The organism is Tateyamaria sp. 7Alg 36, from assembly GCF_059882455.1.
This window is the reverse complement of sequence record NZ_CM187613.1, coordinates 2,623,723-2,637,156: the sequence shown is the minus strand read 5'-3', so window position 1 is coordinate 2,637,156 and position 13,434 is coordinate 2,623,723. Positions and strand designations below refer to the sequence as shown.

Below are 13,434 nucleotides of genomic sequence, written 5' to 3'. Positions count from 1 at the left end.
TCTCAGCCCTCTTTGTTCAGATCATCAAATGTGCGGCCCGTCGCCACAAGGTCGCGCAGTAATGGCGCGGGTTCCCAGAAATACGGATCGGTTTCGGCATATGTCTCGATATCGGCCAGCACGCCCGCTAGCCCCTGCATGTCCGCCCATTTCAACGGCCCGCCGCGATAGCGGGGAAAGCCGTAGCCGAACAGCAATGTCATATCGACATCCAGCGGGCGGCGGGCGATGCCTTCGCCCACGACCTTGGCCGCCTCGTTCACCATCGCCGCCATATATCGGCGCACGATTTCGTCGTGATCAAAGCTGCGCGGCGTGATGCCTTGTGCGGCGCGCTCTGCCTCGATCAGGGGCATGACATCGGGGTTGGGCACCCGCGCCTTCGGCCCTGCGGAATAGTCGTAATAGCCCTTGCCCGTTTTCTGTCCGAAATGCCCGTCCTCGCACAGACGGTCGGCATAGGTCGCATCCCGCGCCCGCGGGTCCAGCCCCTCGGCACGCTTGCGCTTGCGCACGGCCCAGCCGATGTCCAGCCCCGCCAGATCGGCCACCGCGAACGGCCCCATGGCAAAGCCGAACGCCTCAAGCGCCGCGTCGATGTCATAAGGTGATGCGCCATCAAGGATCATGTGATCGGCGCATGTGCGATAGGCGGACAGGATGCGGTTGCCAATAAATCCGTCACACACACCCGCACGCACCGAAATTTTGCCAAGCCGCTTACCCAGTGCAAATCCCGTCGCCGCCACCTCTGGCGTGGTCTTGTCCGCCACTACGACCTCAAGCAGTTTCATCACATGCGCCGGTGAAAAGAAGTGCAACCCGATCACATCAGACGGGCGCGACGTGGTCGCGGCGATCTCGTTGATATCCAGATAAGAAGTGTTTGACGCCAGCACCGCACCGGCTTTGCAGACGCGGTCCAACTCGGCAAAGACCGCCTTTTTGACGTCCATGTCCTCGAACACCGCCTCGATCACCAGATCGACATCACCAAGCGCGTCATAGCCGGTAACGACCTGCAACGCGTCGTCCAGCATCGCGGCATGGGCCTCTGCACTGATCTTGCCGCGCTTCAACGCACCGGCCAGATTGCCCTCGATCCGGCCTCGCGCAGCCTCTCCGGCCTCGGGCGACATTTCCACCAGATGCACGCGCAATCCCGCCAGCAGCGCCGCCGTGGCAATCCCCGCGCCCATGGTGCCACCGCCAACCACACCGATATGATCAACAGGCCGTGCCTCGACCCCCTTCAACTCTGGCAGGTTCCCGACCGCACGTTCCGAGAAAAACGCATGGATCATGCCCTCGCGCTGGTCGGTCTGCATCAGATCGAAAAAGATCTGCCGCTCGGCCTTCAGCCCTGCATCGAACGGGTTTTCATAACTGGCCTGAATGGCCCGCACACACCACGCGGGCGAAATCTGCCCCTTCGACCGCGCCAGCGTCGCCTCGAATGCCGCGTCCCAGTCAATCGGCTCCGGCAAGGGCATCGCGCTCACAACACGGCGCGGCGCGTCCTGATCCAGCAATTCCTGCGCATAGGCGATGCCGTTTTCCAGCGGATCGCCCTCGCGTACCACATCAAGAATACCCAGATCGCGCGCCTTGTCCGCGCCGATCTGCCGCCCCGTGGTCATCACATCCAACGCCGCCTCGATCCCCGTCAGGCGGTGCAGGCGCTGCGTCCCCCCCGCCCCCGGAATGAGCCCCAGATGCACCTCGGGCAACCCCACCCGCGCCGCAGGCACGGCAATGCGGTAATGACAGCCCAGCGCCACCTCCAACCCGCCACCAAGGCTGACCCCGTGCATCGACGCCACCACCAGCAGGGGCGACGCTTCGATCCGGTTGATCAGATCGGGCAGAAAGGGATCAAGCGGCGGCTTGCCGAACTCGGTGATATCGGCGCCCGCAAAAAACGCACGCCCCTCGCCCACGATCAGCACAGCGCGCACGCCGGCATCGGCCTCGGCCCTGTCCATCCCGTCCCAAAGACCTTGGCGCACAAGCTGGCTCAACGCGTTCACAGGTGGGTTTTTCACTGTGAGAACAGCAATATCCCCATGCCGGGAATAGGCGATTTTGTCGCTCATAAGGCCTCCGCTGATATGTCAGAACGCGACAAGGCTCCTCTCCCTGTCGCGCCACAACCAGCCTAAGTCCCGCCAGCAAAAGGGCAAGCCTTTGCTTTTCCGACGCCACGTCCCTTCTTCTCTGTTCTTAAAAAATCCCCCCCGGAGGGCCGGCCGACATCCCGCGCCGCGGATCAGCTTTCGCGCTTGTAGACAAAGCAGCGCCCGGGCACCGCCCCTTCCGGCAAGGGCTGTTCGACAAGGGCGTCGAAATACATCCGGTCAGAAGACACCATAAGCCCGCCCACTGCCAGCAGCGGCTCGATCAGTGGTGACACCTTTTGCGCAAAAATGTCGTTCTTCGCCGCATCGTGCCCACCCAGATCGGCATGCACCAAGCCCGCCGTGGGGCCGAACCGCTCCAGCGCCTGCGGCAGCGTGTCGAACACATCGCCCAGCAGTACCATGCCTTCGGGCGGGGTGCTGTCGGGATGCGAGGCGATGGCGCGTTCGAACACATAGATGTCACGCTCGGGCATGATGTGGCGCATGTGGTGATAGGTGCGCCCGTTGCCCAGCCCTAGTTCGAACACCGGCCCAGACAGGTCTGCCGTCAGCTGCGCGGCGTGGTCCAGACAGGCACGTTGCGAGACCATGCGGTCAACGAAAAGATCAAGGCGGCTCTGGGTCATAATCTGCTTCCTTTGGGTTTTATCCTAAATGGGGCAGTTGGACAAAAAAGTGTAGCCAAAATCACGACATAACCCTCCTATGGACCTATCTGCCGGAATCGGCTTCACTGCACTCTGTTCGCCTGCGCAACAAAGGATGGCACATGCCCCCCCTTCTGGACGTGAAAGATCTCTCTATCGGCTTCGGGTCGGAACCGCCCGTCGTCACAGGGGTAAGCTTTGGCGTGCAGTCGGGTGAAACGCTGGCCCTTGTCGGCGAAAGCGGATCGGGCAAAACGCTGACCTGCCGGTCGATCCTGCGCATCCTGCCCAAGGCAGCGCAACTGCGCAGCGGTTCCATCACTTTCGGCACAGGCGAGTCCCGCGCCAACCTGCTAACCATGAGCGCGAGCGAAATCCGTGCCGTGCGCGGCAATGCGATCTCGATGATCTTTCAGGAACCGATGCGGTCGCTGTCCCCGCTGCACCGGATCGGCAATCAGGTCAGCGAGGTGCTGACCCTGCACCGAAATATGTCCCAATCCGAGGCCAAGCGCGATGTGCTCGCCACGTTCGAACGTGTCGGCTTTGTCGACCCCGAACGCGCCTATCGCGCATACCCGTTCGAAATGTCCGGCGGCATGCGCCAGCGCGCGATGATCGCCATGGCTATGGTGGCCAAGCCCGAACTGCTGATCGCGGACGAACCCACCACCGCGCTGGATGTGACGACGCAAGCGCAGGTGCTTGGGCTGATGAAGGATTTGCAGCGCGAAACCGGCATGGCGATGATCCTTGTCACCCACGATCTGGGCGTCGTGGCCAACATGGCCGACAGCGTCGTGGTGATGAACAAGGGCCACGTCATGGAAAGCGGCCCTGCTGCCGCCGTCCTTGGCGCGCCCGGTCATGGCTATACCCAAAAGCTGTTCGCCGCCGCGCCGATGATACCGGATGTGGCCAAACCCTCTGACCCGCTGGTCGAGGACGATTTGATCCTGCAACTCAAATCCGTGTCCAAAACCTATTCCGTGCGCGCCGGTGGCTGGCGCGAGAACAAGAAGGTGCATGCCTGCCGCGATGTGTCGCTGAACCTTCAACGGGGCACGACCCTTGCGGTAGTGGGCGAAAGCGGCTCGGGCAAGACGACCTGTGCGCGCATCGCTTTGGGGGCCGAAGTGCCGGATGAAGGGTCCGACGTTCTGTTCCGCGCCCACAAGGACTCTGATCCCGTCCACGTGAACGCCCTGTCGCGCGCCGAAAAGGTCGCCTTCCAACGGCAGGCGCAGATGGTGTTTCAAGATCCCTACTCGTCCCTTTCCCCGCGCATGCGCGTCCAAGAGGCCCTGACCGAACCGATGGAAATCCACAACATCGGAACGCGGGCCGAGCGTCGCGATAAAGCGGCCGAGATGCTGCGTTGGGTGGGTCTGAACCCCGATATGCTCAAACGCTATCCGCATGCCTTTTCCGGTGGGCAGCGCCAGCGTCTGTCCATCGCGCGCGCGCTGACGCTTGATCCAGTCCTGCTGGTTTGCGACGAACCGACCTCGGCGCTGGACGTGTCAGTGCAGGAACAGATCCTGACCCTGCTGGAACGCATCCGCGACGGTATGGGCCTCAGCTATCTGTTCATCAGCCACGATCTGGCCGTTGTGGCCCGCATCGCGGATGAAGTGGCGGTGATGCGTCAGGGTGTGGTGGTCGAACAGGCCCCGCCGGACACATTGTTCTATGCCCCACGTCATCCCTACACCAAGGCGCTGATCGCCGCGCAGCCCGAACCGGACCTGTCCCGACCCATTGACCTTGCCGAAGTTGCCAAGGGCGCGGGGTCCGCCGCCGATTGGGACGAGGAGTTCAGGTTTGAGGGCCTCAATGCCCCCGATCTGGTGCAGGTCGAACCCGGACATAAGGTACGTTGCCATGTTTAACCGCGTGATTGGACTGTTTCTTGCAGGGGCGCTGGCCCTGCCCGCCGCCGCCGACACCACCCGCATCGCCGTGCAGGAAAGCGCCTTTTGGGCCGATGAGGTCGAAAAGGGCTATATGGACCCCGCGCCGCTGCGGATACCGGACGTACCGCTGATCGTGGACCTAGAGGCCAAGGGCCGGACCTTTGGCACGCAGGGCGGCACCTTGCGCACCATGGTCACACGGTCAAAGGACGTGCGCCAGATGGTCGTCTACGGCTATGCCCGCCTTGTCGGCTATGACGAGAATTACCAGCTGCGCCCCGACATCCTGCGCGATTTCGAGGTCGAGGACGGGCGCATCTTTACCCTGCACCTACGCCCCGGCCATCGCTGGTCAGACGGCGCGCCCTTCACCTCCGAAGACTTCCGCTATTGGTGGGAAAATGTCGCGCTCAACCCCGAACTGAGCCCCAATGGCCCACCCGAAGTAATGCGCGTTGGGGACATGATCGGCACGATGGAATTTCCGGACGCCCACACCGTGGTTGTGCGTTTTCCCGTGCCCAACCCGATGTTCATCCAGATGCTGGCACAAGCGGCCCCGCCGTTCATCTTCCGGCCTGCGCATTACCTCAAACAGTTCCACGTCGATTTCAACACGCCCGAAGCGATGGAAGAGATGATCGACGCCAAGCGCGTGCGCAGCTGGGCGCCGCTGCATAACAAGCTCGACAATATGTACCAGTTCGACAACCACGAACTGCCCACATTGCAGCCGTGGATGCCTGCCAGTTCCGGTGCGACCTCGCGCCAGTTGTTCGTGCGCAATCCCTATTTCCACCGCGTCGATGCGCGTGGCACCCACCTGCCCTATATCGACGTGGTCGAGATGGGCATCGTCGGGTCGGGTCTGGTTGCCGCCAAATCCAACGCGGGGGAATCCGACCTTCAGGCACGTGGCCTCGATTTCCGCGACGTGTCGATCCTGAAGAAAGGCGAGGCCGATGGCGCGCCCTATCGCACTTTCCTGTGGTCCAACGCCGCCGCCAGCCAAATCGCCATCTATCCCAACCTCAACTTTGCCGACCCCGTCTGGCGCGAGGTGATCCGCGATGTACGGTTCCGCCGCGCCCTGTCCTTGGCCATCGACCGCCGCATGATCAACCGCGCGCTCTATTTCGGCCTCGCGAAAGAGGGCGGGATGACCGCGCTTGAGGGCAGTCCGTTTTTTGACATCCCGAACCGCTTTGCGTGGTCGATCTATTATCCGCGCCGCGCCAATGCATTGCTGGATGAAATGGGCCTAACCGAACGCACCCCCGCGGGCATCCGCAAACTGCCCGATGGTCGCCGTATGGAATTCGTGATTGAAACCGCCGGCGAACGCCAAGAGGTCGAGAATACCCTTGCCATCATCACCGACACATGGCGCGAGATCGGGATCAAGCTGATCATGCGCCCGCTGGATCGTGACATCCTGCGCAACCGTGTGTTCTCGGGCGTGACCATGGCCGCTGTCTGGTACGGCTGGGACAATGGCATTCCGCAGGCATTCACCCCGCCCGACTACCTTGCGCCCACGGATCAGGTGTTCTTTGCATGGCCCAAATGGGGCCAATATTACCAAACGCGCGGCGGGGCAGGCGAACCTGTGGACCTGCCCGAGGCCAAGCGCCTGATGACCCTGAACGCCCAGTGGCGCGCCACCAACGATGACGAGGTCCGCAAGCGCATCTGGCGCGAGATGCTTGCCATCCATGCCGACCAGCAGTTCGGGATCGGCATCCTGTCCCAAGCGCCGCAACCCGTTGTCGTGTCCGACCGTTTGCGCAACGTGCCCGAATTCGGTGCATGGGCGTGGGATCCGGGGGCGCATTTCGGCGTGCACCGCATGGACGAATTCTATTTCAGCGATGACGAACAGATTGCGCAGGTTACCGAATGATGTTCATCCGCTATGCCGTGTGGCGTCTTTTGACGATGCTGCTGACGCTGGCCGTGGTGTCGGTGCTGGTGTTTATCATCATTAACCTGCCGCCTGGTGACTACCTGTCCAACCAGATCGCGGAACTGCGCGCCACGGGTCAGGCCGAGGGCGTGGCCAAGGCCGAATTCCTGCGCAAGGAATACGCGCTCGACCGCCCGCTGTGGCAGCAATACTTGATCTGGGTCGGCATGATCCCCGGCCCGCAGGGGTTTTCCGGCCTGTTGCAGGGCGATTTCGGCTGGTCCTTCGAATTTGACGCGCCCGTGGCCGAGATTGTCGGCGATGCCTTGTGGCTGACGGTTCTGGTGAACCTTGCGGCGGTTCTGTTTGTCTATCTGGTGGCGCTGCCGCTGGGGGTACTGGCGGCGGCGCGTTCGGCGTCATGGGTGGATTATACTACCGCCTTTGTGGGCTATCTGGGACTTGCGACACCCAACTTCCTGCTGGCGCTGATCCTGTTCTACTACGGGCACAAATATCTGGGCCTGCCCATTGGCGGGCTGATGTCGCCCGAGTTCGAAGGCGAACCGATGAGCCTTGCCAAAGTGCAGTCGATCTTGATCCACCTGATCGTGCCGACCTTTGTGATCGGCACATCGGGCGCGGCGGGCATGATGCAGCGTTTGCGCGCCAACATGCTGGACGAGCTGTCCAAACCCTATGTGGAAACCGCACAGGCCAAGGGGCTGGGCCCGACCAAGCTGCTGACGAAGTATCCGCTGCGCATGGCGTTCAACCCGTTCGTCGCAGACATTGGCAACCTGCTGCCCGCGATGGTGTCGGGGTCGGTTCTGGTCTCGGTCGTGCTGGGTCTGCAAACCATCGGTCCGGCGCTGCTGACCGCCTTGAAATCACAAGACCAGTTTTTGGCGGCCTTTGTGCTGATGTTCGTGGCGCTGCTGACGCTGATCGGGACGATGATCTCGGATTTGCTGCTGGTGCTGCTGGACCCGCGTATCCGCTATGGCGCGCGAGAAGGATAACCGAAAGATGAGCACCCTTCCCGACGGCCGCTATATCGACGACGCCCCCTATGATCCGGATGTGGACCTGTCCGCACTGGACCGCACGGATATGGACGCGCCCAATTGGCTGCTGGTCTGGCGCAAGTTCAGAAAGCACCGCCTCGGGTTGATCTCGGGTATTTTCCTGTTTCTGGCCTATCTCGCGATCCCCTTCGCGGGGTTCTTTTCGCCCTACACGGCGAACGAACGAAGTGCCGAATATCTGTACCACCCGCCCCAAGCCATCAACCTGTGGCACGAGGGCGATTTCATCGGCCCCTTCGTCTATCCGACCGAGGCGTTTGCCGATCTCGAAAATTACCGCTGGACTTATATCACCGACGAAACGCGCCCCATGCCGTTGGAGTTTTTCTGTGAAGGGTCAACATACAATCTGTTCGGTTTCATCCCGTCCAACACGCACCTGTTCTGTGCGCCGGACGGGGCGACAGTCTTTCTGCTGGGGTCGGACAGGCTGGGACGGGATGTGTTTTCGCGGATCTCATACGGGGCGCAACTGTCCCTTACGGTGGGTCTGATCGGCATTACCGTGTCGTTCATCCTCGGCATCGGCTTCGGGGCGATTGCGGGCTATTTCGGCGGCTGGGTCGATTGGGTCGTGAACCGCGCCATCGAAATCCTGCGCAGCTTGCCTGAACTGCCCCTATGGCTGGCCCTGTCGGCGGCGGTGCCGTCGAACTGGGGGCCGGTATCGGTGTTCTTTATTATCTCGATCATCCTCGGGCTGCTGGATTGGCCCGGCCTTGCGCGGGCGGTGCGCAGCAAGTTCCTGTCTTTGCGCGAAGAGGAATACGTGCGCGCCGCCGAAATGATGGGGGCCAAACCGGGCCGTGTGATCCGCCGCCATCTGCTGCCGAACTTCATGTCGCACCTGATTGCATCGGCAACCCTGTCGATCCCCGCGATGATCTTGGGGGAAACGGCGCTGTCATTTCTGGGGCTGGGCCTGCGCGCCCCTGCGGTATCGTGGGGCGTGATGCTGAACGACGCGCAGAACCTCGCCAGCATCGAGATCTATCCGTGGACGGCGATCCCGATGCTGCCGATCATAATCGTGGTGCTGGCGTTCAACTTCCTTGGCGACGGTCTGCGCGACAGTCTGGACCCTTACACAAGCTGATCGCTGTGCAAGGGCCGCTGTGCCATCAGGATTTGCGGCGCGGCGGTTGCCCGCCACCTGCGCCCGCCGCACGGCGGGCCTGATTTTTCTTGCTGTTGTACTTGGCCTTTTTGGGCGCTCCACCCGCGGGCGGGCCGCTTGGCTTGCCGCTGTGATCAGGCTTGCCGCGTGGCTTTTTCGGGGTGCTGACACTGCCGTCTTTGACCGCTTTGGCCATGGTGCTGGGCGCTTTGGCGAACGGCTTTTTGCCCGATGGCTTGCCAGCCGGTTTCGCACCGGGCTTGGGTTTGCGCGGTTTGGGCGTCGAGGTATCGTTCCAGTCGATCGGCGCGGCGTCATTGCGCGGCTTGGGCTTGGGCGCGGCCTGTTCGTCCCAGACCTTACGGCTTGAGGCGGGTTTGGGCGCATCGCCGTATTCCCGCTTGGGCTTGCCACCAAAGTCGCGTTTCGGCTTGTCGTCAAAATCCCGCTTGGGGCGGTCATCGTAATCGCGTTTCGGCTTGTCACCGTAGCCGCGCTTGGGTTTGTCCCCGAAGTCGCGCTTGGGCTTGCCACTCGGTTTGCCGTCAAAACGCGGCTTGGGCTGGTTCGCGGCATCGGGAATGCCGTCCAGCTTGGTCACCGTCGCGCCGCCTTCGATCTGCATGCCGCTACCCAATGCTGCGACGAAATCGTCCGCGCTGCTTTGCTTGAGTTCGACATAGGACGTGTCGTTCTGGATGCGGATCGCACCGATGTCGTCCTTGGTGATGTCACCCGCATTGCACAGGATCGGCAGCAACCGGCGTACTTCGACGCCCTGATCGCGTCCGCCCGTGACCGAGAACCAGACGCTTGGGCCAAACGGCGCACGCGCTTTGGGCGCGCCCTTGTCGCCGCCCACTTCGGACAGGTGTTCGGGCGAGGTGTGGCGCAGCCCGTGGATGCGCAACAGCGCGGCAGCCAGTTGGTCGGCGCTGAACTGTGCGGCGAGCTTGGCCACCATTTCACTTTCGGTTTCGGTGATCGGATCGGTCCACATCGGATCGTCCATCAGACGCAATTCGTCCTGTGCGCGCACGGCTTCGGCAGAAGGCGCATCGACCCATTCCGCATCGACCTGCGCACCCTTCAGAATGCGCATCGCTTTGGAACGGACCTTGGCCGTGACGATCAGCGCGCTGGTGCCTTTGCGGCCCGCGCGGCCTGTCCGGCCCGACCGGTGCAGCAAGGTTTCGTGGTTGCTGGGCAGTTCGGCATGCACCACCAGATCAAGGTTCGGCAGGTCGATCCCGCGTGCCGCCACGTCCGTCGCCACACAGACCCGCGCACGCCCGTCGCGCATCGCTTGCAGGGCGTTGGTCCGCTCGGATTGGGTCAGTTCGCCCGAAAGGGCCACAACCGGAAAGCCACGATTGGACAGGCGCGTGGTGACGCGGTTGACCATGGCGCGGGTGTTGCAGAACACGATGGCGTTGGGCGCCTCGTGAAAGCGCAGGATGTTGATGATCGCGTTTTCCGCGTCATGGTTGGCCACGGTCATCGCTTGATAGGTGATGTCGGCGTGCTGCTTTTCGCCGGTAGTGGTGGCGACGCGCACCGCGTCCTTCTGATAGGTTTTGGCAAGTCGGGCGATCTGCGCAGGCACCGTTGCCGAGAACAGCAAGGTGCGGCGCGAGTCGGGGCATTCGCTCAGGATGAATTCAAGGTCTTCGCGGAAACCGAGGTCAAGCATCTCGTCCGCTTCGTCCAGCACCACGCCGCGAATGTCGGTCAGATCGATGGACCCGCGCATGATGTGATCGCGCAGACGACCGGGGGTGGCGACGACAATATGCGCGCCACGGGCAAGGGCGCGCTTTTCGTCGCGCATGTCCATGCCGCCGACACAGGACGCCATGACCGCGCCTGTCTCGCCATACAGCCAGCCCAGTTCGCGTTTCACCTGCATCGCCAGTTCGCGTGTCGGGGCGATCACCAGCGCCAGCGGGGCCGCTGCCGTCTGGAACAACTCTTCTTCACCCAACAGGGTGGGACCAAGCGCCAGACCAAAGCCGACGGTCTTGCCCGAACCGGTCTGGGCCGAAACCAGCAGGTCGGAGCCGACAAGGTCGGGGTCTGTCACTGCCTTTTGTACGGGGGTGAGGTCGGTATATCCGCGGGCGGTCAGCGCGGTCTGGAGCGGTTTAATCACGGGTCAGGTCCTATCAATACAGCGGGCAACAGGCCGTGCCTGCCACCAAGCCTGCGCGCCTATGCCCTTTCATGGCCCGTGTCGAGGGGATTCCTCTGCTTGGGGTTAGCGATCGTCGCCGTCTGTTGCCCCGCCTTCCATCAATTCCTCTTCTACCGAGGCACGCGCCGCCGCCGATACGGCCTTGCGTTCGTCGTCGGTCAGTTCCCCGACCTGCTTGCCATCGGCAAGGCGCACGGTCACCTCGCGATGGGCAAATTTGATCCCTTCCCGTTCGAACAGGGCGCGGATTTCCTCGTATACCTTCTTGCGCACAAGCCACTGGTCACCCGGTTTGGTCATGAACTTGACGCGGATGATCATGGCGCTGTCCTGCATCTCGATCACGCCTTGGGATTTGAGCGGCTGGATAAAGTTGTCGCCAATCACCGGATCGTCCAGCAATTCAACGCCCAGCTTCTTGATCATCTTGCGCACCTTTTCCACATCCGTGTCATAGGTGACGCGCAGCGGCAGTTTCATGATGACCCAATCGCGCGAATAGTTGGTCAGCACCTGAATCTCGCCAAACGGCATGGTGTGCAGCGCGCCCAGATGGTGGCGCAGCTGGAAACTGCGTACTGAAATCTTCTCGACCGTGCCTTTCACGCCACCCACGTCGATATATTCGCCACGGCGGAACGCATCGTCAAACAGGAAGAACGCGCCGGAAAAGATGTCGCGCACAAGGCTCTGACTACCAAAGCCGATGGCAACGCCCAGAATACCCGCACCGGCAAACAGCGGGCCGACATTCACGCCCACCTCCATCAAGGTGATCAGGATGATGGTCACGATGATCAGGATCAGCATGAAATTGCGGAACAGCGGCAACAGTGTCGCCAGCCGCGAAGCACTCGAACCGCCGCCTTCGTCGCCCAGCTCGCCCGCTTCCTCATCGCCCTGTTCGTCCGCGATCTTGCGGTCGATCCAGATGCGGAAGGCGTGGTACGCGATATACCCCAAAAAGATGATGACGATCACGTCCAGCAGCCGGTCCGCCAGACTGTCCGTCATCACCCCGACACCCGGGCTCCACATGCCGATAAAGGCGTATGACCCCGCCACAAAGGCGATGATCCCCGCAATACGCCGCGCCAGATCCTGAAACGAGGTCAATCCGCCGCCCACTGGGCCAAGTTCAGCAGGGCGGGCCGCGTCCTCGTTGCCCTCTTGGGCCTTGCGGTGTTCTTCAATCAGGCGGGCGCGGGTGAAACTGCGTTCGATGAAATAGTTCAGCACGCCATAGACGACGATGATGGTCGTCAGGATGACCCAGCCGCCCACCAGCAATGGCACCGTATCCGGATCGCCCAGAACAAGGTGATAGGTCTGTTCGCAAAAGGCGAAAACAAAGAACAGGATGCTGATCGGCGCCCAAAGGCGCGACAGGGTGCGCAGCGCCCAGCTTGCCTGTTCGGGCGGCGTGCCGTGCAGGATTGCCTGCGTCACGGTGCGGCGGTTGAACAGCACCAGCGCGACGCTGAACAGCATGACAAAGAAGGACAGCAGCGAGAACAGGAACACGAACACTTCGAGGTTCAGACCCAGTTCACGGATCCACACCCCGAACAGCACCGTGCCAAGACCCAGAACCGAACCCACACTCAGCCAGCGATACAGGCGCTTGGAATCCTGATCGGACATCAGCGGGATGCGGTATTGCGTCAGGAAAGGCGACAGGATCATGCGCCACATGTCGATCATCACGCTGATCGCCAGAAATCCCACATTGATCAGCGTGGCGGTGAATTTCAGCGACGCATCCTCAAGCGGGCCGAACAGCACCGCCCCCAGCACAAAGGCCACGGCAATCGCGACAAAGGTGCCGATGACGCCCATGAAAAAGCGGAACACAAGGAACGGCATCTTCTCGCCATAGCCGACGGGATTTTCGCGGATGCGGGCGACCACGAAACTTTTGGCGATGCGCTGGCCATATACCTTCAGCTTGAACACGATCCCGAAGGACAGCAGCAAAAGCGCCAGTCCCGCCACCTTCAGATAGGCCATGATTGTGCCATCGGGGCTGGTGGCGCGCAGGATATAGACGACTTCGTTAAACGCGACGGGCAGGTTCAACAGCCGGTCGGTCAGCGCGGTGCGAAAGGCCGATGCATCATCCTGTATCGACATCAATGTGCCGCCCATGCCGGTGCTTTCAGCGGCGGCGGCATCGGCGTCTGTATCTGCCTCGCCAATCTCGGTCAGCACGCGGCCATTGCTGTCGATGACAATGACGCTGACCCCGTTTTCGGCGGCGGCGCGCATCACGTCATCAATGTCGCTGTCACTGGATGTGTCAGAGGTTGCGAACAGACTGCCCAGCGATTGGGCATGCACCGGAAAAGAGGCAAAGCCGGAGATCAGAACCAGCAGGGCGGCGCACAGCGCGTGTCCGGTTTTCAACTTCATCTCGCACCTGCCA

General features: G+C 61.9%; 8 protein-coding genes. 4 read left to right on the top strand and 4 right to left on the bottom strand.

From position 1 onward, the window contains the following. Positions 1 to 2: 2 nt before the first annotated feature. Together AC6GQJ_RS12890 and AC6GQJ_RS12885 are read right to left on the bottom strand one after the other, a co-directional pair. Positions 3 to 2,096 (bottom strand): 3-hydroxyacyl-CoA dehydrogenase NAD-binding domain-containing protein, encoded by a 2,094-nt coding sequence (locus AC6GQJ_RS12890; protein WP_500768854.1) that lies wholly within the window; start codon positions 2,094 to 2,096, stop codon positions 3 to 5. Positions 2,097 to 2,269: 173 nt separating this feature from the next. After that, on the bottom strand, positions 2,270 to 2,767 hold the full coding sequence (locus tag AC6GQJ_RS12885; protein ID WP_500768852.1) for a class I SAM-dependent methyltransferase: 498 nt from the start codon (positions 2,765 to 2,767) through the stop codon (positions 2,270 to 2,272). Positions 2,768 to 2,910: 143 nt separating this feature from the next. Between AC6GQJ_RS12885 and AC6GQJ_RS12880 the strand changes: the two genes are divergently transcribed. The 4 genes from AC6GQJ_RS12880 to AC6GQJ_RS12865 are packed head-to-tail and all read left to right on the top strand — an operon-like array spanning position 2,911 to position 8,794. Then, a complete protein-coding gene (locus AC6GQJ_RS12880) occupies positions 2,911 to 4,680 on the top strand; it encodes an ABC transporter ATP-binding protein (protein ID WP_500768850.1) in 1,770 nt (589 codons plus the stop codon). After that, positions 4,673 to 6,607, top strand: coding sequence for an ABC transporter substrate-binding protein (locus AC6GQJ_RS12875; protein WP_500768848.1), 1,935 nt, complete (start codon positions 4,673 to 4,675; stop codon positions 6,605 to 6,607). Before AC6GQJ_RS12880 ends, AC6GQJ_RS12875 begins: the two co-directional genes overlap by 8 nt. After that, positions 6,604 to 7,632 (top strand): ABC transporter permease, encoded by a 1,029-nt coding sequence (locus tag AC6GQJ_RS12870; protein ID WP_500768845.1) that lies wholly within the window; start codon positions 6,604 to 6,606, stop codon positions 7,630 to 7,632. Before AC6GQJ_RS12875 ends, AC6GQJ_RS12870 begins: the two co-directional genes overlap by 4 nt. A 7-nt stretch (positions 7,633 to 7,639) precedes the next feature. Next, positions 7,640 to 8,794, top strand: a complete 1,155-nt coding sequence (locus AC6GQJ_RS12865) for an ABC transporter permease (protein WP_500768843.1) — start codon at positions 7,640 to 7,642, stop codon at positions 8,792 to 8,794. 25 nt (positions 8,795 to 8,819) lie between these two features. Here the strand turns inward: AC6GQJ_RS12865 and AC6GQJ_RS12860 are convergent, their stop codons facing one another. Next, on the bottom strand, positions 8,820 to 10,967 hold the full coding sequence (locus AC6GQJ_RS12860) for a DEAD/DEAH box helicase (RefSeq protein ID WP_500768841.1): 2,148 nt from the start codon (positions 10,965 to 10,967) through the stop codon (positions 8,820 to 8,822). A gap of 105 nt (positions 10,968 to 11,072) precedes the next feature. Beyond that, a complete protein-coding gene (locus AC6GQJ_RS12855; protein ID WP_500768839.1) occupies positions 11,073 to 13,421 on the bottom strand; it encodes a mechanosensitive ion channel family protein in 2,349 nt (782 codons plus the stop codon). Positions 13,422 to 13,434 lie beyond the last annotated feature (13 nt).

What these genes read in the sequence shown, in the direction of transcription:
- AC6GQJ_RS12890 (WP_500768854.1), bottom strand. Translation starts at nt 2,096, where the DNA reads ATGAGCGACAAAATCGCCTATTCCCGGCATGGGGATATTGCTGTTCTC.
- AC6GQJ_RS12885 (WP_500768852.1), bottom strand. Translation starts at nt 2,767, where the DNA reads ATGACCCAGAGCCGCCTTGATCTTTTCGTTGACCGCATGGTCTCGCAA.
- AC6GQJ_RS12880 (WP_500768850.1), top strand. Translation starts at nt 2,911, where the DNA reads ATGCCCCCCCTTCTGGACGTGAAAGATCTCTCTATCGGCTTCGGGTCG.
- AC6GQJ_RS12875 (WP_500768848.1), top strand. Translation starts at nt 4,673, where the DNA reads ATGTTTAACCGCGTGATTGGACTGTTTCTTGCAGGGGCGCTGGCCCTG.
- AC6GQJ_RS12870 (WP_500768845.1), top strand. Translation starts at nt 6,604, where the DNA reads ATGATGTTCATCCGCTATGCCGTGTGGCGTCTTTTGACGATGCTGCTG.
- AC6GQJ_RS12865 (WP_500768843.1), top strand. Translation starts at nt 7,640, where the DNA reads ATGAGCACCCTTCCCGACGGCCGCTATATCGACGACGCCCCCTATGAT.
- AC6GQJ_RS12855 (WP_500768839.1), bottom strand. Translation starts at nt 13,421, where the DNA reads ATGAAGTTGAAAACCGGACACGCGCTGTGCGCCGCCCTGCTGGTTCTG.